We start from the raw sequence: 21,340 nt of genomic DNA, 5'->3' as shown, positions 1-21,340 counted from the left end.
GAATGTTTCTGCTGAGTTCCGCTACGCATGATTTTTCGGATCACGTTTTTTGCGTCGCATCGCGAAAGACAAACAAAAACACTAGCCTGATAGCAGAGAGAACGCCGGATACGCAGTACCCGGAATCTCTCTCTGAATTAACAGTAACCTTGTCATCAGGCTTTTACCAATGCTGACAGAGCGTTAGCTCAGTTCTTGAGCAATGCCCCGCATTATTGTCTGACAAGCCTCGCCGTTGCAGGCTCAAACGGGAAGTTAGATCTCCAGGGATTGATATCCAGACCGCCGCGTCGTGTATAGCGGGCGTAGACGGCCAGCTTTTCTGGCTGACAAAAACGCAGGATGTCATTAAAGATGCGTTCGACGCATTGTTCATGGAATTCATTGTGATGGCGGAATGAAACCAGATAGCGCAGCAGCGCTTCGCGATCAATTTTCGGGCCGCGATACTGGATTTGTACGGAACCCCAGTCTGGCTGATGGGTGATCAGGCAGTTAGATTTCAGCAGGTGGCTGACCAGCGATTCTTCGACAATTTCTTCACCGGCGGCGTCAGCAAGGTAGTCCGTGCTGAATTCATAGCTGTCGATTTCAATATCCTGGTCGTCAATGCAGGTGCCTTCAAAGTGCCCGACCGGCGAGCCTTCGATGTCGGACAAACGGCTGACGGTGACCGTGACGTCGCCCTGAGCGCAGGCGCTTAAATCCCGTGTTAACGTTTCCTGTACCGCCTGCCAGTCAGGGAATACGGTCTGGTTGAAGCTGTTGAGGTAGAGCTTAAAGCTTTTGGATTCGATCAGATTCTGGCTGTCGGCTTTCAGGCTGATTTCACCGACGGCTACCTGTGGTAACCCTTTGGCGTTGAGCCACGACAGCTCGTACAGCGTCCAGATATCGGCGCCCTGGAACGGCAGGTTGTCAGGGAACAGGCCCAGCGGTTCGCGGTTCATGCTGCGCGGAACCGCCTGTAATAAAGAAGCGTCGTAATGATCGACGTAGGCCGTGCTTTTGCCCAGCGTCAGTTGCGCCAGTGCGGGGTTATCCTGATAAGAGGACATGCTGTCACCTTGCTTAGAGATAGGTACAATAGGGAATAGCCACCAGTTTAACCCAGCCTTACCTGAAGATGAGAGAATTATGGAGTCTGAAGTTTCTGTAGCATTGCGTGAATTTACTCAGCGTTATGTCGATGTCTGGCAGAAGGAGACCGGTATGCCGCCTTCCAGCGAAGCGCTGTTTGGCGTCGATTCCCCTTGTGCGGTGAAAACCGATGATGACGTTGTTTACTGGCTGACTCAGGTTTTCAGCCCGGCGGCCACGCTGGAAAATGTGGAACGTGCGATGGAGCTGCAGCTGCGACCGGAAGCACATGCGTTTTACACTACGCAGTTTGCCGGTGATATGACGGCCAGCTGGCAGGGCAATGCGATGACGCTGCTTCAGGTCTGGAGCCCGGAAGATTTTACCCGTTTGCAGGAGAATCTGATTGGTCATCTGGTCACACAAAAACGCCTGAAACTGACGCCGACGGTTTTTCTGGCCACCACGGATTCCGAGCTGGATATGGTTTCTTTGTGCAATGTGACCGGAAATGTTGTTCTGGAACAGTTCGGCAGCAAAAAAAGAACGATACTCTCGCCTTCGCTGCCAGAATTCCTTACAATGCTGACCGCTGTTTACCCCGCCTGATGTTGTTCTGAATCCCCCATTCCCGCAGAGCTCAAATGGCTCACAAGCGTGTGAGAGATCTCTCACAAAGGCTGTAAGAGATCTCGCTAATTTGACTTAATTACTCTCTCTGTTTATTTGATAAATCCTTTTATTTCAGTTGGATAATGTTTTTATCACCTGTAAGACGGCTCACATTCCCTGGTTTTGGCTTACACCCTGTCTTGCTCCAAAGGTCGAAATCGACGATTCTAGTCGTGCACAAAGGAAGCATGAAACAGAACATCAGGATGATGGCTGATTCATAAAGCAGGGGACGGCTCAGGAAGAGTCAGGACGGCATCGGATTATGCCAGGATGTTTCAGGACGAAACCAGGGACACCTCCAGGACGGAGAAGAGAGCTCACAAAGGAAGCTGAGCGGGTCACAGATGACCAAGGGATTATAGTCAGGACGACTTAGGATAGCCCGTCAGGATGAAAGTAGGACGATGCGAAGGACAGCCGGTTAGGATAACCGCAGGAAAAGTTTTCAAGGATTGAGCAGGGAGCACTAATGTAGCTGGATTGCTATAAAACGAACCGGGGGCACTGTGAAAACAGTGCCCCCAACTTTTTGTTTTTCCGCTACAAATTCACGCGCTTTAAACCCACGCGTTATATGACGCTCCTGCCAGAACAGGAGAATCCGTTGTCGTCAGCCAATCGCACCCAGTACGTCATCCTGCCCTTGCTTTTTTGGCAGCAGGAAAAGCGTGGCGAAGATATCCAGCAGGTAAATGGCGGCCAGCAGGCTAATGGCGGCAGTAAAAGAAACCTGTGAAACCAGCAGGCCGATCACCAGCGGGCCAAAACCGCCCACACCGCGTCCCAGATTGAACAGCAAATTCTGCGCCGTCGCCCTGACGCGTACCGGATACAAATCAGAAATCAGTCCGCCGTAGCCGCCAATCATCCCGTTCACGAACATGCCCATCACCGCGCCGGCAAACAGCATCAGCGTCGGGTCAGAAAGCTGCGCGTAACACACCACCATAATGACCGCGCCAATCTGATAGATCAGGAAGATTTTCCAGCGCGGGAAACGATCCGACAACACGCCGAACAGCCAGATCCCAAATGTCATCCCCACGACCGTGACCGCCGTCCATAAACCGGATTTAGTCAGGGAAAAACCGAAGTTTTTCGACAGGTAACTGGGCATCCAGATCATCAGCCCGTAATAGCCAAAATTTTGCACGGAGCAGAGGATCAGAATGCCGAGGCTGGCTTTGGTGGTGGCTTTATCACGAAACAGCAACCTGATGCGGCTCAGCAGCGAACCCTTGTTATCAGTGGCTGTGTTTTTGACAAAGGCTTCCGGTTCGCCCATGGTGCGGCGGATCAGGAAAGAAGCCAGCGCCGGTAGCAGGCCGACCAGGAACATCCCACGCCAGCCGATAATACCGAGCAACATCGGCGTCAGGAAGGCCGCCAGTAATACGCCCAGCTGCCAGCCCATACCGACATACGCCGACGCGCGGTTACGTTTTTCAACCGGCCATGCTTCGGCAATTAACGCCATACCAATACCAAATTCGCCGCCCAGACCCACGCCTGCCAGCGTGCGGTAAATGAGTAAATCCCAGTAACCTTGTGCAAAAGCGCACAGGCCGGTGAAGACGGAGAACATCAGAATGGTAAATGTCAGAACGCGGATTCGGCCAAAGCGGTCACTTATCGGGCCGAAAATGACGCCGCCGAGAACGGCACCAATCAGCGTCCAGGTGACCAGCGAGCCACTTTGTGATGACGTTAACCCGAATTCACTGGCGATGGCGGGCAGCATGAAACCGAGGATCAATAAATCGAAACCGTCCATGGCGTAACCCGTGACGGAAGCCAGCATGGCTTTGGCTGGCGTAGCGTGTGCTTTTTGCGGATGTTGTGAGGACATGTTGACACATCTGTGAAGAAAAAAGTGGCGGTAGTTTGCCCGTATCGGGCGTTTACCGCCACCATGAAAAACTTATAGATTGATTGATAATTTGGATACGATGCAGAAGGTTGGGGCATCCGGCCTTCAATGTTATGCTTTGCGCCCCGGGCAGAAGCTGCCCGGGCCATGAACGAAGAGAGTAACCATGAATACAGAAAAACAGGTTCGCGAGATTTTAGAAGATATCGAACAGGCGATGCGCAACGACAAGCTGTGGCATGCCACGCCGCCGGAACCGGAAGCTTTTGAAAGCAAAGAGCCATTTTCGGTGGATACCATGTCCGCTGATCAGTGGTTGCAATGGGTTTTGATCCCTCGCATGTACGCGTTGCTGGCCGCTGAAGCCCCGCTGCCTACCCGTTTTGCTATCACCCCCTATTTTGAAGAAGCGATGCCTGAAGCAGCTCTGTTGCTGAATCAGCTGCAACGCCTCGACGACTTGCTCAATATAGAAGACTGACATGCTGGAAATTTTGTATCAGGACGAACATCTGGTCGCAGTGAATAAACCTGCGGGTATGCTGGTTCATCGCAGCTGGCTGGACCGACATGAAACGGTGTTTGTGATGCAAACATTACGCGATCAGATTGGTCAGCATGTTTTTACCGTTCATCGCCTGGATAAACCGACGTCGGGCGTTTTGCTGCTGGCGCTGTCGAGCGACGTAGCGCGGCTGTTGTCTCAGCAGTTTGAAAATCAGCAGATGAGCAAGGTGTACCACGCCGTGGTTCGCGGTTATCTCACTGAAGACGGAACGCTTGATTACGCGCTGACAGAAGAGCTGGATAAAATTGCCGATAAGTTCACGAATCCGGATAAAGCGCCGCAGCCCGCAGTGACCCATTACCGTTCGCTCGCGCAGGTAGAAATGCCGGTCGCCGTCGGGCGTTACGATACGGCCCGATACAGCCTGGTGGAACTCCGGCCGGAAACCGGGCGTAAGCATCAGCTTCGCCGCCATATGTCGCATTTACGTCATCCGATCATTGGCGACAGCGCGCACGGCGATTTAAAACAAAATCGCGGGATGACCGAACATTTTGGCTGTTCCGGTCTGATGCTCCACGCCAGTCATATGCAACTGCCGCATCCGGTGACGGGTGAGTTGCTCAGTTTGCAGGCGCGCTGGGATCACCGCTGGCAAAATGTCGTGACGCAGTTCGGCTGGCAGGGGAAAGTCCCCGGGCTTGAAAGGGTTGAGTTTGACCCCGCTTGCGGTCAGGATAGTGCACAAATTTAAGACGTTAAGATCACACAGGAGTGAAGCTCATGGCTGAAGTCGGAATTTTTGTCGGGACGGTGTACGGCAATGCGTTACTGGTAGCGGAAGAAGCGGAAACCGTGCTCAAAAGCCAGGGGCATGACGTCAAACTGTTTGAAGAAGGCACGCTGGAAGCCTGGCAGTATTACCGCCATCATTTCGTGCTGGTAGTGACGTCGACGACCGGTCAGGGCGATTTGCCTGACAGCATCGCGCCGCTTTATGCCGCGATCCGCGATACCGTCGGTTATCAGCCAGAGCTGCGTTACGGCATGATTGCGCTGGGCGACAGCAGCTACGACCATTTCTGTGGCGGCGGTCATAAGCTGGATGATTTATTGCAAGAGCAGGGCGCTTCCCGGATTGGCGAAATGCTGGAAGTCGATGCGATGGAAACGGCTGAGCCGGAAACCCTGGCAATTCCGTGGGCCGAAAAATGGGGCCAGCTGCTGAAATAGGTTATTGCTGAGATAAGTCAGTCCGGCGCAGCGCAGCGGAAGGCAATAAAAAAGGTCAGGTTTAAAAACCTGACCTTTTTGCTTTATGACAGTTCGGGCGGTGATTAATCAGCGGCCGCTGGTCAGTTTTTCCAGATCGGATTCAATCTCAGTAATCTTATTTGCCACAACGGATTCAAGGTGACGAAGGTCATCAAGAATTTTACGTTTCAGATCCACTTCTACCTGATCGCGCTGACAGATTTGATCCAGCTCATCAATGACATAACGCAGATTCGGGCTGATTTCATGAATTTCTTTATAACCCTGACCCGCATTATCGGCAACGATCGTTTTGCGCTGGCGCGGGTATTTGAATTTCACGCTTTTAGCAAAAAATTCGCCTTTGTCTCTGCGGAAATAGATCTTCAGAATATCGTTATTGGCCTCCTGACGCAGGCTGTAACGATCAATATCGTCGGGATTATTAATGCCCAGGCTTTTCAGATTGTCATACATAGCGCCACCTTCGTTTAGGAGAATATCTGTTGATCATAATGAACCGAACAGCGGTCCGAATCGTTGACTGATGACACAATTCGCCATCTGCAAGATAAAAAAATAGCGGGTAATCTTTTTGTTTTCAAAACAATTACCCGCTTTTTAATTTTACTCGATGGTGCGCAGCAACTCATTCAGGCCTGTTTTGCCCAGCGTTTTCGCATCCACTTTCTTCACGATAACGGCGCAGTACAGGCTGTATTTACCGTCTTTAGAAGGCAGGTTGCCGGAAACCACGACGGAACCCGCAGGGACGCGGCCGTAGAATACTTCGCCGGTTTCGCGGTCGTAAATTTTGGTGCTCTGGCCGATGTAAACGCCCATGGAAATCACAGAGCCTTCTTCAACGATCACGCCTTCAACAATTTCTGAACGCGCGCCGATGAAGCAGTTGTCTTCGATGATGGTCGGGTTAGCCTGAAGTGGCTCCAGAACGCCACCGATGCCGACGCCGCCGGACAGGTGAACGTTTTTACCGATCTGCGCGCAAGAACCGACAGTCGCCCAGGTATCAACCATGGTGCCTTCATCAACGTATGCGCCGATGTTGACGTAAGAAGGCATCAGAACCGTGTTACGGGCGATGAACGCGCCTTTACGGACTGCCGCCGGTGGCACCACGCGGAAACCTTCACGCTGGAAACGGGCTTCGTCGTAGTCTGCAAATTTCATCGGGACTTTGTCGAAGTAACGGCTTTCGCCACCTTCCATAACCTGGTTGTCGTTGATTCTGAAGGACAGCAGCACCGCTTTCTTCAGCCACTGATGCGTTACCCATTCGCCATCAATCTTCTCGGCAACGCGCAATTCGCCGCTGTCGATTTTGTTGATAACCTGGTTTACGGCGTCGCGCGTTACGCTGTCAACGTTTGCCGGGGTGATGTCCGCACGGCGTTCGAAGGCTTGTTCAATAACGGTTTGTAGTTGCTGCATCCTGTTCTCTTTCCTGAATTGGTTTTAAAAGATAATGGTACTTGTATCACATTTTATCGCCCGGGTTGAGTGCCTCGGTTAATCGGCGTGTGATTTCCTTGCGAGTTTGTTTATCCAGCGCACGGCGCTCCCCGTTTGCCAGAATAAATAAGTCTTCTACCCGCTCGCCGATGGTCGAGATCCTCGCGCCATGTAACGAAAGCCCCAGGTCTGAGAAGACTTCCCCGACGCGCGCCAGCAGACCCGGCTGATCGAGCGCGACCAGTTCCATGTACGTCCGGCGGTCGGTATGTGTCGGCAGGAAGCTGACTTCGGTCTGCACGCTGAAATGGCGCAGTTTCGGTGACGGGCGTCGCGCACGCGGCGGCTGATAAGCTTGCGTCATCGATTGTTCCAGCGCATAACGGATGGCTTCGTGCCTGTCCTGCGCCAGCGGGCTGCCGTCCGGTTCCAGCACGATAAAGGTGTCCATCGCCATGCCGTCGCGGTTAGTGAAAATCTGTGCGTCGTGGATGCTCAGATTACGTCTGTCCAGCTCACCGGCTACCGTGGCGAACAGATACGGGCGGTCAGCGCTCCAGATGAATATCTCTGTACCGCCGCGCGTGGCCTGACGGCTGACTAAAACCAGCGGTTTGGAGGAGTCATGCTCAAGTAAATGTCTGGCGTGCCATGCGAGCTGATTCGGTGAATGGCGAAGGAAGTAATCGGCGCGGCAGCGGCTCCATATGCGGTGCAACGCTTCCTCATCGATATTATCCATACGCAGCAACGCCAGCGCCTGCAAGCGGTGATGACGCACGCGCTCGCGCAGGTCCGGAGTATTTTGCATGCCGCGGCGCAGCTGTTTTTCGGTGGCGAAATACAGCTCACGTATCAGGCTCTGTTTCCAGCTGTTCCACAGCGTTTCGTTTGTCGCGCAGATATCGGCAACGGTCAGGCTGACCAGATAACGCAGACGCACCTCGCTCTGCATCTCGGCGGCGAATTGCTGGATTTCGTTGGGATCCTGAATATCGCGGCGTTGCGCGGTGACTGACATCAGCAGATGGCAGCGCACCAGCCACGAAACAAGCTGTGTTTCACGCGAATTCAGGCCGTGAAGTTCGGCAAACTCCAGTACGTCCTGCGCGCCGAGAATGGAATGGTCGCCGCCGCGTCCTTTGGCGATATCGTGGAAAAGGGCAGCGATCAGCAGCAATTCAGGCTGCGGAAGGCGCGGATATAATTCCACGCACAACGGATGTTTTGGCCGCGTTTCTTCATGGGCGAAGCTTTCTAATTTTTGCAGAACGCGAATGGTGTGTTCATCAACCGTGTAGGCGTGGAAAAGGTCAAACTGCATCTGTCCGACGATTTGCCCCCACTGCGGCATATAGGCCCAGAGAACGCTGTGGCGATGCATCGGCACCAGCGCTCGCGAGACGGCGCCGGGGTGGCGCAGAATCGACATAAAGGTTTCACGCGCCTGCGGGATCATGCACAACGGTTCTTTCAGATGACGGCGCGCATGGCGCAGCAAACGTACCGTGGTGGAGTAGATTCCTTTGATTTCGCGATGACGAACCATCAGCTGAAACATGCTGATAATGGTTTCCGGGCGATGCTCAAACAGTGATTCATCGCGCAGATCGATGAGATCACCGCGCAGCTGGAAATTCTCATCCAGAGGACGGGGTTTTTCATTTGGCCCGATGGCCAGAATCGCCTCATCAAACAGCTGCAATAACATCTGATTCAGTTCGCCAACCCGGCGGGTCATGCGGTAAAAATCTTTCATCATGCGTTCGACGGGCTGGTTGCCTTCGCCCTGATATTGCAGCAGTTGCGCCACACTTTGCTGTCTGTCGAAAAGCAGGCGGTTATCGTAACGCGGCAGCACCAGATGCAGCGCAAAACGGATGCGCCACAGGAAACTCTGGCATTCCAGAAGTTCGTTGCGTTCCGCTTTCGTCAGGAAGCCAAAGGCGACCATTTCATCGAGCGACGTGGCCCCGAAGTGGCGGCGGGCGACCCACAATATGGTGTGGATATCACGCAGGCCGCCAGGGCTGCTTTTGATGTCGGGTTCCAGGCCGTAGCTGGTGCCGTGATAGCGCTGATGACGCTCATTTTGCTCGGTAATTTTGGCGCGGAAGAAATTTGGCGAAGGCCAGAAACCGTCACTGAAAATGTGTTTTTGCATATTGAGGAACAGGGCGACATCGCCGCAAATCAGGCGCGATTCGATCAGATTGGTCGCGACCGTTAAATCGGCCAGCCCTTCCAGCAGACATTCTTCCAGCGTGCGCACGCTGTGACCGACTTCCAGCTTCAGGTCCCACAACAGGGTAATCAGCTCGCCAATGCGTTGCGCCTGCTCATCGTTGAGGCGCTTCTGGCTGAGTACCAGTACATCAATATCCGACAGCGGGTGTAATTCGCCGCGCCCGTAACCACCGACGGCCACCATTGCGGTTTCCGGGATATTGTCAAAGCCGTAAAACGTCCACAGGCGTTGCAGCAGCTGGTCGATATAATGCGTGCGTGCATCGACCAGTTCTTCGGCGCGCTGTCCGGCATTGAAAGCTTCTGCCAGCCAGACCTGAAACTGTTCCATGTGTTGCTTGAGGCTCTGACGGTTTAAGTCGTCATCCGGATAGGCGGAAGGGGTAACAGGCTGTGGCGGGAAAGCGCGGGTGAGTTCCTGCGTCGTTTGCGGCAGCAGGCTCTTTTCAGCAGAGAAGTTTTCAATCATAGATGCGCAGCCTATTCCTACACGTTAAGGATAAAAAAACCGGCTTTCGCCGGTTTGATTGACAGATTTAACCCCTCTGCGCCGAGCGGGGAACTGTTAGTCGTGCGTCAGGATAGCCGGGATGGTGTCATCCTTACGCAGCGTCATAATTTCACAACCGTTATCTGTCACCACAATAGTATGCTCGTACTGAGCCGACAAGCTGCGATCTTTAGTTTTTACTGTCCAGCCGTCTTTCATGGTGCGGATACGGTAATCACCAGCATTGACCATCGGTTCAACGGTGAAAGCCATACCGGCCTGTAACACAACGCCACCGTCATCCGCATCGTAATGCAGAACCTGAGGTTCTTCGTGGAAACCTTCGCCGATACCGTGACCGCAATATTCGCGCACCACGGAGAATTTCTCCGCTTCCACGAATTTCTGGATCTCTTTACCCAGCGTGCGCAGGCGGATGCCCGGCTTGATCATGCGCAGGGCAATGTACAGGCTTTCCTGCGTGATACGGCATAGACGTTCGCCAAGAATAGTCGGTTTGCCTGCGATGAACATCTTAGAGGTATCGCCGTGGAAACCGTCTTTAATGACAGTGACGTCGATATTGACGATGTCGCCATCTTTAAGGATTTTGTCTTCGCTCGGGATACCGTGGCAGACCACTTCGTTGATAGAAATGCAGACCGATTTCGGGAAGCCGTGGTAATCCAGGCAGGCAGAAATGGCATGTTGTTTGTTGACGATGTGATCGGAACAAATCCGGTCGAGCTCGCCGGTGCTGACGCCCGGTTTAACGTAAGGCTCAATGATTTCCAGCACTTCCGCAGCCAGACGGCCAGCGACGCGCATTTTTTCGATATCTTCCGGGGTTTTGATTGAAATTGCCATGAGTAATCCTGCAGGTTCTGTACATCGGGTGTGCTTTATTTCTGCACCGATGTCGTCAATAATTAGCTGTGGCTTATGGTATCAGCCCTGATATTACCTGCCAAACTATCATTTTCCGGGAAGTAATCCGGTGAACAAAAGTTGCTGCCGGGTCGTTATTTATGGTATAAAGCGCGCCGGCAATCCGCTCTGAGTCTTAACGACGCTGAGGGATTAAAGCCAAAATCACTCATTGTGTACTTATTAACGTAAGTAATAACACACACGTATCGACACATTCGCCGGGGTGCTCTGGGAATTCGTTCTGCAGGGTCGGTGTTATGGGATACGTGGAGGCATAACCCCAACTACTTAATAGAGGTTTTATCATGGCAACTGTTTCCATGCGCGACATGCTCCAGGCTGGTGTTCACTTCGGTCACCAAACCCGTTACTGGAACCCGAAAATGAAGCCATTCATCTTCGGCGCACGTAACAAGGTTCACATCATCAACCTGGAAAAAACTGTTCCAATGTTCAACGAAGCTCTGGCTGAGTTGCAGAAGATTTCTGCCCGTAAAGGCAAAATCCTGTTCGTTGGTACTAAACGCGCAGCAAGCGAAGCGGTAAAAGAAGCTGCACACAACTGCGACCAGTTCTTCGTGAACCATCGCTGGTTGGGCGGCATGCTGACTAACTGGAAAACTGTTCGTCAGTCCATCAAACGTTTGAAAGATCTGGAAGTTCAGTCTCAGGACGGTACTTTCGAGAAGCTGACCAAGAAAGAGGCGCTGATGCGTACTCGCGAATTGGCTAAGCTGGAAAACAGCCTGGGTGGTATCAAGGATATGGGTGGTCTTCCTGATGCTCTGTTCGTTGTCGACGCTGATCACGAACACATTGCAATCAAAGAAGCTAACAACCTGGGTATCCCGGTATTCTCCATTGTTGATACCAACTCCGATCCGGATGGCGTTGACTTTGTTATCCCAGGTAACGATGACGCAATCCGTGCAGTAAATCTGTACCTGAGCGCTGTTGCTGCTACTGTCCGTGAAGGCCGTTCGCAAGATCTGGCTGTTCAGGCAGAAGAAAGCTTCGTAGAAGCTGAATAATAAGGCAAGCTCAGCAGAGCCCTTATTAACCAGGTATTGAAATATGTTGGTTAGGGGGCCTTTATTGGCCCCCTTTGCTTATCTTAAATGCGAGAAATATCTCACCGCAAAAAGCCTTTTTGCACTGAGATAATCGAGGAAAATACAATGGCTGATATTACCGCTGCCCTGGTAAAAGAACTGCGCGAACGTACTGGCGCTGGCATGATGGATTGTAAGAAAGCTCTGGTTGAAGCTAACGGCGACATCGAGCTGGCAATTGAAAACATGCGTAAATCTGGCGCGATCAAAGCGGCGAAAAAAGCAGGCAACGTAGCTGCTGACGGCGTGATCAAAACCAAAATCGAAGGCAACTACGGTGTGATTCTGGAAGTTAACTGCCAGACTGACTTTGTTGCTAAAGATGGTGGTTTCCAGGCTTTCGCTGACAAAGTATTGGACGCTGCGGTTGCAGGCAAAATCACCGACGTTGAAGTGCTGAAAGCACAATTCGAAGAAGAGCGTGTTGCTCTGGTCGCAAAAATCGGTGAAAACATCAACATTCGTCGCGTTTCTTCCCTGGAAGGCGAAGTGTTGGGTAGCTACCTGCACGGCGCACGTATCGGTGTTCTGATCGCAGCTAAAGGCGCTGACGAAGATCTGGTTAAACAAATCGCTATGCACGTTGCTGCAAGCAAGCCTGAATTTGTTAAACCAGAAGACGTGTCTGCTGAAGTTGTTGAAAAAGAGTACCAGGTACAGCTGGACATCGCTATGCAGTCTGGCAAGCCTAAAGAAATCGCAGAGAAAATGGTTGAAGGCCGCATGAAGAAATTCACCGGCGAAGTTTCTCTGACTGGTCAGCCTTTCGTAATCGACCCAAGCAAAACTGTGGGCCAGGTTCTGAAAGAGCACAACGCTGACGTTGTTAACTTCATCCGCTTCGAAGTGGGCGAAGGTATCGTGAAAGTTGAGACTGACTTTGCTGCTGAAGTTGCAGCGATGACTAAACAGTCTTAATCAGTATCTGATACACCTAAAATGGAACCGCTGCGAAAGGGCGGTTCCGTTTTATCCAGCCCCAAATTCCCATTACATTGTGCGTGTGGTCATTCAGACAACGCTATGATGTAAAGACCGACTATCCATTAAGACACATTGCTTCTAGGACAGACACCATGGCTACCAATGCGAAACCCGTTTATCAGCGTATCCTGCTCAAACTCAGTGGCGAAGCCCTGCAGGGCAGTGAAGGTTTTGGTATCGACGCGAGTGTATTAGATCGTATGGCTCAGGAAGTGAAAGAGCTGGTCGAACTCGGCATTCAGGTAGGCGTTGTGATCGGCGGCGGTAACTTGTTCCGCGGTGCGGGTCTGGCGCAGGCTGGCATGAATCGTGTTGTAGGCGACCATATGGGTATGCTGGCGACTGTCATGAATGGTCTGGCGATGCGTGACGCGTTACACCGTGCTTATGTTAACGCACGTTTGATGTCCGCAATCCCTTTGAACGGTGTTTGTGATAATTACAGCTGGGCTGAAGCGATCAGCCTGTTGCGTCATAACCGCGTGGTGATTTTTTCCGCCGGTACCGGCAATCCTTTCTTTACCACTGACTCAGCAGCATGCCTGCGTGGTATCGAAATCGAAGCTGATGTGGTATTAAAAGCCACCAAAGTCGACGGTGTTTATTCCGCCGACCCGGTGAAAAATCCGGAAGCGACACTGTACGAAAAATTGACCTATCAGGAAGTGCTGGAACAGGAATTGAAAGTGATGGATCTGGCGGCGTTTACACTGGCCCGCGATCACAATCTGCCAATTCGTGTTTTCAACATGAACAAACCGGGCGCACTGCGCCGTGTGGTGATGGGTGAAAATGAAGGGACGCTGATTTCTAACGCGGAGTGATCCTTCACAATTGAACATACCGTTCAGCCAGCCTGTGCTGGCATAAGTATTCACGGACTATACTGATGTTATGGTCTGCCAGGTAAACAGCTTTCAAGGGTTCACAACGTGATTAACGAAATCAAAAAAGACGCTGAAATTCGCATGGATAAATGCGTTGAATCATTCAAAACGCATATCAGCAAAATCCGTACCGGTCGTGCTTCTCCAGGCATCCTGGATGGCATCATGGTCGATTACTATGGTTCATCTACACCACTGCGCCAGCTGGCTCAGGTAACGGTTGAAGATTCCCGTACTTTGGCTATTTCCGTATTCGACCGCTCTATCAGCGCGGCTGTGGAAAAAGCGATCATGACATCCGATTTGGGTCTGAACCCATCTTCTGCGGGCGCAACTATCCGTGTTCCATTGCCAGCACTGACTGAAGAGCGTCGTAAAGACCTGATCAAAGTTGTTCGTGGCGAAGCAGAGCAGGGCCGTGTTTCTGTGCGTAACGTCCGTCGCGACGCTAACGACAAAACCAAAGCACTCCTGAAAGATAAAGAAATCAGCGAAGATGAAGATCGCCGTTCTCAGGACGATATTCAGAAACTGACTGACATTTTCATCAAGAAAATCGACGTTGCGTTAGCTGAAAAAGAAACTGAGCTGATGGATTTCTAATCCGGCTTATGTCTCTCACAAAGCGCCGCAATTGCGGCGCTTTGTTTTTAAGTGGCCTCCAATTATTTTATCTATCTGCACAATCTCATGGACAAGCCCGATAAGAGGTTTCAGACTGTGCACTTTCCGAATTTACGAGCGTTATCCCGGGCATTTTCATGAAACAAATGACTATTCTTGGTTCGACAGGATCTGTCGGCACCAGCACGCTTTCCGTTGTCCGGTCTAACCCTGACGCGTTCTCTGTTAAGGCTCTGGTTGCGGGCCGCAATGTCGACGTTATGGCGCAGCAATGTCTGGAGTTTCGTCCGGCCTATGCGTCGATGGCGGATGAGTCTTCTGCGCGCAAATTGCGGGCAATCTTGTCGGAGCAGGGAATCAATACCGAAGTCCTGTCTGGCCCGGACGCGGCCATCGAACTGGCGGCGCTGGATGATGTCGATCAGGTCATGTCTGCCATTGTCGGCGCGGCAGGGCTGTTACCGACGTTGTCTGCCGTTCGTGCGGGCAAACAAGTTCTTCTGGCAAATAAAGAATCTCTGGTGACCTGCGGCCGTATTTTCATGGATGCCGTGCGTCAGAATCAGTCTCAGCTCTTACCTATCGACAGCGAACACAATGCGATTTTCCAGAGTTTGCCTGAATCCGTTCAGAGACAACTGGGCTATGCTTCACTTGAAGAACATGGGATTTCCCGCATTGTACTGACCGGGTCCGGCGGACCATTCCGCGAATTGCCTTTAGACCAATTCAGCCGCGTGACACCGGATCAGGCATGCGCTCATCCGAACTGGTCAATGGGACGCAAGATTTCTGTCGACTCTGCCACGATGATGAACAAAGGGCTGGAATATATTGAAGCGCGCTGGCTGTTTAATGCGTCAGCCGCCGAAATGGAAGTGATTATCCATCCGCAGTCGGTTATCCATTCTATGGTTCGCTATCGTGACGGCAGCGTACTGGCTCAGCTGGGCTCACCGGATATGCGAACGCCTATTGCGCATGCCATGGCGTATCCCCGCCGTGTGACGACTGACGTTGAAGCACTGGATTTTTGTAAGATGGGCGCACTGACGTTTAGTGATCCGGATTACGCGCGTTATCCTTGCCTTCAGCTTGCTATTGAAGCCAGCAATACCGGGCAGGCAGCCACTACCACGCTGAATGCAGCGAATGAAATCTCAGTGGCGGCTTTTCTGAATGGCGAGATTCGTTTTACTGACATTGCTTCACTGAATCGTCAGGTTATGGAGCAGTTAGTGAGCGCCGAACCGACGTCTGTTGAGGAAGTGTTGGAGATTGATGCTCGCGCACGTGCATCGGCAAAGGATAAACTTCCTCAGTTTGCGCGATAAGACCGGTTTAGTGCTTATGCAGCAGTTTGTTAGCGCCACATTGAAATGGTATAGTCTGCGCCACACTGACAGTAGATTTGGCTTTTCTGAGCCTGAATGTTAAAGGTGGAATCGGTGATCTGTCAGTGTAAGCCGTGCCTGTAAGGGAGACACGGCTTTTTTGCGCGTGTTGCCGCACCCTCGGTAAAAGGTGCAGCGTCAGCTAAACGTTGTAGCGTGAGCCATATCAGGCTTATGTCAGCTGGAAAGCCGTTGTGTTCTGATAAAAGGAAATGAGTACGCGTTATGTCCCTCGAAAATCAACAGATGTCTGATATGTGTTGCTCTCAACCTCGCCATGTTGCCATTATCATGGACGGCAACGGACGCTGGGCAAAACGTCAGGGTAAAATGAGGGTATTCGGTCATAAAGCGGGAGTGAAGTCAGTGCGTAAAGCGGTAAGCTTTGCTGCCAGTCATCACCTTGATGCGCTCACGCTTTATGCCTTTAGCAGTGAAAACTGGAATCGTCCGGCTCAGGAAGTTTCCGCCTTGATGGAGCTGTTCGTTCGTGCGTTAGACAGCGAAGTTAAAAGCCTGCATAAACATAATGTCAGGTTGCGGATCATTGGCGATGTCAGTCGTTTTAGTGCTCGTCTGCAGGAACGCATTCGTCGTTCAGAAACACTTACTCAAAATAACGACGGTCTGACCCTGAACATCGCTGCAAATTACGGTGGCCGGTGGGATATTATTCAGGGCGTGAAGACGCTGGCCGGGCAGGTTGAAGCCGGTACATTGCGGGCAGAGCAGATTACAGAAGAGTTGCTGAATTCAGCGGTCTGTATGAGCGAACTGGCACCCGTCGATTTGGTGATCAGAACCGGTGGGGAACATCGGATCAGTAACTTTTTGCTGTGGCAGATTGCCTATGCGGAGCTCTACTTTACCGATGTCCTCTGGCCTGATTTTGATGAAAACACCTTTGAAGGTGCGCTGACCGCGTTTGCACAGCGAGAGCGCCGCTTCGGGGGGACTACACCTATCGGCGCCGATGCGTCCTAGGGAGAACATTTGCTGAAGTATCGCATTATCACAGCTTTGATTTTAATACCGATTGTTATTGCAGCACTCTTTTTGCTGCCGCCGGTGGGTTTCGCCATTGTCACCTTAGTGGTGTGCATGCTGGCCGCGTGGGAGTGGGGGCAGCTCGCCGGGCTTGCAACCCGTAGTCAGCGTATCTGGCTGGCGATACTGTGTGGTTTTCTGTTAGCCGCTATGATGTTGAGCATTCCGGCTTATCATCAGAGTGTTTACTTACCACAGGTTAGCGGCTCGCTGTGGGCAGCGCTGGCGTGGTGGTGTCTGGCGTTAATTCTGGTTGTTGCGTATCCGGCTTCCGCTGCATTCTGGCGTCATTCACGCGTATTACGTGTGCTGTTTGGCGTACTGACGATTGTGCCGTTCTTCTGGGGCATGGTTGCGTTGCGTCAGTACGGTTATGCTGAGAATCCTCACACAGGCGCGTGGTGGCTGTTATATGTCATGCTGCTGGTCTGGGGCGCAGATTCCGGTGCTTACCTGTTTGGCAAGTTGTTCGGTAAGCATAAGCTGGCACCAAAAGTTTCTCCGGGGAAAACCTGGGAAGGGTTTATCGGTGGGCTGGTGACATCTGCCCTGATTGCATGGTTGTTTGGCCGGTATGCACCTTTGAGCGTGCAGCCAGCAACGTTATTGATTTGTTCTGTGGTTGCTGCTCTGGCTTCTGTGCTGGGCGACCTGACGGAAAGTATGTTCAAGCGTGAAGCCGGAATCAAAGACAGTGGTCATATGATCCCGGGTCATGGCGGAATATTGGATCGCATTGACAGCCTGACTGCTGCGGTTCCTGTATTCGCCTGTCTGATGCTGTTAGTGTATTAACCGTCGCAGACGGTGAAGTTTTCTAAGGAATAGTTGGACATATGATGAACATACTCTGGAGCCTGGCCGCCTTTATCGTTGCATTGGGGGTGCTTATCACCGTGCACGAGTTCGGCCATTTCTGGGTTGCTCGTCGTTGTGGTGTGCGTGTTGAACGCTTCTCTGTTGGTTTCGGTCGCGCTTTGTGGCGTCGCACCGATCGTCAGGGAACCGAGTATGTGCTGGCCATTATTCCTCTCGGGGGCTACGTCAAAATGCTCGACGAACGCGTCGAGGCTGTAGCCCCTGAATTTCGTCATCAATCCTTCAATAACAAAAAAATCTGGCAGCGTGCTGCTATCATCAGCGCCGGGCCGATTGCCAATTTCATCTTTGCGGTTTTTGCATACTGGCTGATCTTCGTGATTGGTGTGCCGACCGTGCGTCCGGTTGTTGCAAATGTCACTGCAAATTCAATCGCTGCGCAATCCAATATTTCTCCGGGAATGGAACTAAAGTCTGTTGCCGGTATCGAAACGCCTGATTGGGATTCAGTTCGTATGGCGTTGATTGGCGAGATTGGTGATGAACAAACGACAGTGGGAGTTGCGCCTTTTGGCTCCAATAATGTTGTTGAGAAAACACTGAATTTACGTCAGTGGCAGTTTGATCCTGAAAAGCAGGATCCGGTGGTCTCTCTGGGTTTGATTCCACGAGGTCCGCAGATAGAATCTGTCTTGCAGGAAGTACAGCCAGATTCAGCCGCGCAAAAGGCGGGTTTGCAAGCCGGAGACAGGATCGTTAAAGTCGATGGTCAGATTCTGGAAAGTTGGCAGTCGTTTGTCATTCAGGTGCGTGACAATCCGGGCAAGCCAATCAGTCTGGAAGTTGAGCGGGGTGGTTCTCCCGTCGCTTTAACACTGACGCCGGATACGAAGTCTGCAGGTAAAGGCAAAATACAGGGTTTTGCTGGTGTGGTCCCGAAAGTGGTGCCGCTGCCTGATGAATACAAAACAATCCGTCAGTATGGTCCGTTTGTGGCGTTTTATGAGGCCGGGGATAAAACCTGGCAACTGATGAAACTCACCGTGAGCATGCTGGGTAAGTTAATTACCGGGGATGTGAAGCTGAACAATCTGAGTGGCCCAATCTCCATCGCACAGGGCGCAGGAATGTCAGCGGAGTATGGTTTGGTGTCTTACCTCACGTTTTTGGCACTCATCAGTGTCAATCTGGGGATCATCAACCTCTTCCCGTTACCGGTATTAGATGGTGGCCACCTGCTGTTTCTTGCAATAGAAAAGCTTAAAGGTGGGCCAGTTTCCGAGCGAGTTCAGGACTTCAGTTACCGCATTGGTTCAGTTTTGCTGGTGTTGTTGATGGGGCTTGCACTTTTCAATGATTTCTCTCGTCTTTAAGACCGGAGATTAGGTTAGGAAGAACGCATAACAACGATGGCGATCAAAAAGTTGCTCATAGCGTCGCTGCTGTTTGGCAGCGCCACCGTATACGGTGCAGACGGTTTCGTAGTGAAAGATATTCATTTCGAAGGCCTGCAGCGAGTTGCCGTCGGTGCGGCGTTACTCAATATGCCGGTTCGTGTCGGTGATACCGTTACTGACGATGACATCAGTAATACCATTCGCGCATTGTTTGCCACTGGCAACTTTGAGGACGTTCGTGTCCTTCGCGATGGTGATTCTCTGATTGTGCAGGTCAAGGAACGTCCAACGATTGCCAGCATCACTTTCTCCGGTAATAAATCGGTGAAAGATGACATGCTGAAACAAAACCTGGAAGCCTCTGGCGTCCGCGTTGGCGAAGCGCTTGACCGTACAACCATCGGCAGTATTGAAAAAGGCCTGGAAGATTTCTATTACAGCGTCGGTAAATACAGCGCGTCGGTAAAAGCGGTTGTGACCCCTTTACCGCGTAACCGTGTTGACCTGAAACTGGTGTTTACCGAAGGTGTTTCTGCCAAGATTCAGCAGATCAACATCGTGGGTAACCATGCCTTCTCGACTGATGAACTGATTTCCCGCTTCCAGTTGCGCGATGAAGTGCCTTGGTGGAACGTGGTCGGCGACCGTAAATACCAGAAACAAAAGCTGGCGGGTGACCTTGAAACCCTGCGCAGTTTCTATCTGGATCGCGGTTATGCCCGTTTCAACATTGATTCGACTCAGGTCAGCCTGACGCCGGACAAAAAAGGCATCTACATCACGCTGAACATCACAGAAGGTGAGCAGTACAAACTTTCTGGTGTTGAAGTCACCGGCAGCATGGCGGGTCACTCAGCAGAAGTTCAGAGCCTGACTAAAATTGATAAAGGCGAGCTGTACAACGGCGCTAAAGTCACCAAGATGGAAAACGACATCAAGCAGATGTTGGGCCGTTATGGCTATGCCTATCCGCGTGTGACTACTCAGCCTGAAATTAACGATGCAGATAAGACAGTAAAACTGCATATCAACGTAGATGCGGGTAACCGTTTCTATGTGCGTCATATCCGTTTCGAAGGCAATGACACCAGTAAAGACAGCGTTCTGCGCCGTGAAATGCGTCAGATGGAAGGTGCCTGGTTAGGTAATGATCTGGTCGATAAAGGCAAAGAGCGTCTGAACCGTCTGGGTTACTTCGAAACTGTTGATGTGGATACGCAACGCGTTCCGGGTTCACCGGACCAGGTTGATGTGGTCTACAAAGTGAAAGAACGTAATACCGGTACTTTCAACTTTGGTGTCGGTTACGGTACTGAAAGTGGTGTCAGCTTCCAGGTTGGTGTCCAGCAGGACAACTGGCTGGGTACGGGTAACTCCGTAGGCATCAGCGGTACGAAAAATGATTACCAGACGTACGCAGAATTCACGATTACAGACCCGTACTTCACCGTTGACGGTGTGAGTCTGGGCGGTCGTATTTTCTATAACGACTTTAAAGCGGATAATGCGGACCTGTCTGACTATACCAACAGAAGTTACGGTATTGGCGGCAACCTTGGTTTCCCTGTCAATGAGAACAACTCATTGCGTCTGGGTCTGGATTACGTACACAACGATCTGTCCAATATGGAACCTCAGATCGCGATGTTCCGTTATCTGAACTCTGTGGGCCTGAAACCTGCGGTAACGACCAGCGATAACTCAGATGCTGATTTCAGTGCTGATGACTTCTTCGTGAATCTGGGTTGGGGTTATAACAACCTTGACCGTGGTTACTTCCCGACGTCAGGGACCAAAGCCAGCCTGAACGGTAAAGTGACCGTGCCGGGTTCAGATAACGAATATTATAAAATCACCTTCGATTCAACCAGCTATATGCCGCTGAATCAGGATCGTGATTGGGTACTGATGGGACGTGCGCGCGCAGGCTATGCGGATGGTCTGGGCGGCAAAGAAGTGCCGTTCTATGACAACTTCTATGCCGGCGGCTCAAGCAGTGTTCGTGGTTTCCAGTCGAACACCATCGGTCCGAAAGCAGCTTATTACAAATGTACTACGGCTAATACCTCGTATAGCACCTGCCCGATTGATAACTCGAGCGATGCAGTGGGCGGCAACGCAATGGCCATCCTGAGTGCGGAACTGATTGTTCCAACTCCGTTTGTTAGCGAGAAATACGCTAACTCATTGCGTACGTCTCTGTTCGTGGATAGCGGTACAGTCTGGGATACAGGTTGGGAAAACACGCCGCAAACTATTGCAGCGGGTGTGCCTGATTACAGTAAGCCTGGCAACATTCGTGTGTCTTCTGGTCTGGCGTTGCAGTGGCAGTCTCCTCTGGGGCCGCTGGTGTTCTCTTACGCACAGCCAGTTAAGAAATACGAAGGCGACAAAGCGGAACAGTTCCAGTTTAACATTGGTAAAACCTGGTAACGTTTTGTCTGCAAAGAGTTTATTCAGCAGAATCGCAATGGCCTGATGCTGAATTTGATACACGGGTTTCGGCCCGTGTATTGTTTTAATATCGGGTGTTTTGTGTAATTTACTGT

19 protein-coding genes are annotated in these 21,340 nt (G+C 51.6%); 13 read left to right on the top strand and 6 right to left on the bottom strand.

Going from position 1 to position 21,340, the window contains the following annotated elements:
* Window positions 1-212: 212 nt before the first annotated feature.
* Window positions 213-1,058: an NADPH-dependent 7-cyano-7-deazaguanine reductase QueF gene (gene queF, locus KWG64_RS24330; RefSeq protein WP_218523385.1), complete on the bottom strand. Its 846-nt coding sequence runs from the start codon at window positions 1,056-1,058 to the stop codon at window positions 213-215.
* A 79-nt stretch (window positions 1,059-1,137) separates the two neighbouring features.
* Here queF and syd point away from each other — a divergent pair, with 79 nt between their 5' ends.
* A complete protein-coding gene (syd, locus tag KWG64_RS24325) occupies window positions 1,138-1,689 on the top strand; it encodes a SecY-interacting protein (RefSeq protein WP_218523384.1) in 552 nt (183 codons plus the stop codon).
* A gap of 676 nt (window positions 1,690-2,365) precedes the next feature.
* Here syd and KWG64_RS24320 read toward each other — a convergent pair.
* Entirely contained in the window at window positions 2,366-3,604 is a 1,239-nt protein-coding gene (locus KWG64_RS24320) for an MFS transporter (protein ID WP_195825526.1), read from the bottom strand.
* A gap of 187 nt (window positions 3,605-3,791) precedes the next feature.
* Between KWG64_RS24320 and KWG64_RS24315 the strand changes: the two genes are divergently transcribed.
* The 3 genes from KWG64_RS24315 to KWG64_RS24305 are packed head-to-tail and all read left to right on the top strand — an operon-like array spanning window position 3,792 to window position 5,366.
* The gene (locus tag KWG64_RS24315; RefSeq protein WP_152326517.1) at window positions 3,792-4,106 is read left to right on the top strand and encodes a YqcC family protein; all 315 of its coding nucleotides are present in this window, start codon (window positions 3,792-3,794) and stop codon (window positions 4,104-4,106) included.
* Between the two features lies 1 nt (window position 4,107).
* Entirely contained in the window at window positions 4,108-4,887 is a 780-nt protein-coding gene (truC, locus tag KWG64_RS24310; RefSeq protein WP_218523383.1) for a tRNA pseudouridine(65) synthase TruC, read from the top strand.
* Between the two features lie 29 nt (window positions 4,888-4,916).
* Window positions 4,917-5,366 carry a flavodoxin gene (locus KWG64_RS24305; RefSeq protein ID WP_195825528.1) on the top strand — a complete coding sequence of 150 codons (450 nt, stop codon included), beginning with the start codon at window positions 4,917-4,919 and terminating at the stop codon, window positions 5,364-5,366.
* A 108-nt stretch (window positions 5,367-5,474) separates the two neighbouring features.
* Here KWG64_RS24305 and KWG64_RS24300 read toward each other — a convergent pair whose 3' ends face one another.
* The 4 genes from KWG64_RS24300 to map all read right to left on the bottom strand — a co-directional run bounded on the left by KWG64_RS24300 (window position 5,475) and on the right by map (window position 10,464).
* Window positions 5,475-5,864: a DUF3461 family protein gene (locus tag KWG64_RS24300; RefSeq protein ID WP_056781756.1), complete on the bottom strand. Its 390-nt coding sequence runs from the start codon at window positions 5,862-5,864 to the stop codon at window positions 5,475-5,477.
* 150 nt (window positions 5,865-6,014) lie between these two features.
* Window positions 6,015-6,839: a 2,3,4,5-tetrahydropyridine-2,6-dicarboxylate N-succinyltransferase gene (dapD, locus tag KWG64_RS24295; RefSeq protein ID WP_152326519.1), complete on the bottom strand. Its 825-nt coding sequence runs from the start codon at window positions 6,837-6,839 to the stop codon at window positions 6,015-6,017.
* A 46-nt stretch (window positions 6,840-6,885) separates the two neighbouring features.
* Window positions 6,886-9,576 (bottom strand): bifunctional uridylyltransferase/uridylyl-removing protein GlnD, encoded by a 2,691-nt coding sequence (glnD, locus tag KWG64_RS24290; protein WP_218523382.1) that lies wholly within the window; start codon window positions 9,574-9,576, stop codon window positions 6,886-6,888.
* A 96-nt stretch (window positions 9,577-9,672) separates the two neighbouring features.
* A complete protein-coding gene (map, locus tag KWG64_RS24285; RefSeq protein ID WP_152326521.1) occupies window positions 9,673-10,464 on the bottom strand; it encodes a type I methionyl aminopeptidase in 792 nt (263 codons plus the stop codon).
* Between the two features lie 368 nt (window positions 10,465-10,832).
* Here map and rpsB point away from each other — a divergent pair, with 368 nt between their 5' ends.
* The 9 genes from rpsB to bamA all read left to right on the top strand — a co-directional run bounded on the left by rpsB (window position 10,833) and on the right by bamA (window position 21,224).
* On the top strand, window positions 10,833-11,558 hold the full coding sequence (gene rpsB, locus KWG64_RS24280; protein WP_152326522.1) for a 30S ribosomal protein S2: 726 nt from the start codon (window positions 10,833-10,835) through the stop codon (window positions 11,556-11,558).
* Between the two features lie 147 nt (window positions 11,559-11,705).
* Window positions 11,706-12,557 (top strand): translation elongation factor Ts, encoded by an 852-nt coding sequence (gene tsf / locus KWG64_RS24275; protein ID WP_152326523.1) that lies wholly within the window; start codon window positions 11,706-11,708, stop codon window positions 12,555-12,557.
* 158 nt (window positions 12,558-12,715) lie between these two features.
* Entirely contained in the window at window positions 12,716-13,447 is a 732-nt protein-coding gene (gene pyrH / locus KWG64_RS24270; RefSeq protein ID WP_101079218.1) for a UMP kinase, read from the top strand.
* A gap of 108 nt (window positions 13,448-13,555) precedes the next feature.
* Window positions 13,556-14,113: a ribosome recycling factor gene (gene frr, locus KWG64_RS24265; protein WP_218523381.1), complete on the top strand. Its 558-nt coding sequence runs from the start codon at window positions 13,556-13,558 to the stop codon at window positions 14,111-14,113.
* Window positions 14,114-14,271: 158 nt separating this feature from the next.
* Entirely contained in the window at window positions 14,272-15,468 is a 1,197-nt protein-coding gene (gene ispC, locus KWG64_RS24260; RefSeq protein WP_218523380.1) for a 1-deoxy-D-xylulose-5-phosphate reductoisomerase, read from the top strand.
* Between the two features lie 285 nt (window positions 15,469-15,753).
* Entirely contained in the window at window positions 15,754-16,512 is a 759-nt protein-coding gene (ispU, locus tag KWG64_RS24255) for a (2E,6E)-farnesyl-diphosphate-specific ditrans,polycis-undecaprenyl-diphosphate synthase (RefSeq protein ID WP_095923213.1), read from the top strand.
* Between the two features lie 9 nt (window positions 16,513-16,521).
* Complete coding sequence (gene cdsA / locus KWG64_RS24250; RefSeq protein ID WP_218523379.1) at window positions 16,522-17,370, top strand: phosphatidate cytidylyltransferase; 849 nt, start codon at window positions 16,522-16,524, stop codon at window positions 17,368-17,370.
* A gap of 41 nt (window positions 17,371-17,411) precedes the next feature.
* On the top strand, window positions 17,412-18,767 hold the full coding sequence (rseP, locus tag KWG64_RS24245) for a sigma E protease regulator RseP (protein ID WP_218523378.1): 1,356 nt from the start codon (window positions 17,412-17,414) through the stop codon (window positions 18,765-18,767).
* Window positions 18,768-18,803: 36 nt separating this feature from the next.
* A complete protein-coding gene (gene bamA, locus KWG64_RS24240; protein WP_195815762.1) occupies window positions 18,804-21,224 on the top strand; it encodes an outer membrane protein assembly factor BamA in 2,421 nt (806 codons plus the stop codon).
* Window positions 21,225-21,340 lie beyond the last annotated feature (116 nt).

Source organism: Rahnella sp. PD12R (genome assembly GCF_019200965.1).
Lineage (GTDB): Bacteria > Pseudomonadota > Gammaproteobacteria > Enterobacterales > Enterobacteriaceae > Rahnella > Rahnella laticis.
Note: the sequence above shows the minus strand (reverse complement) of the source record. Positions and strands in the feature narration are given on the sequence as shown.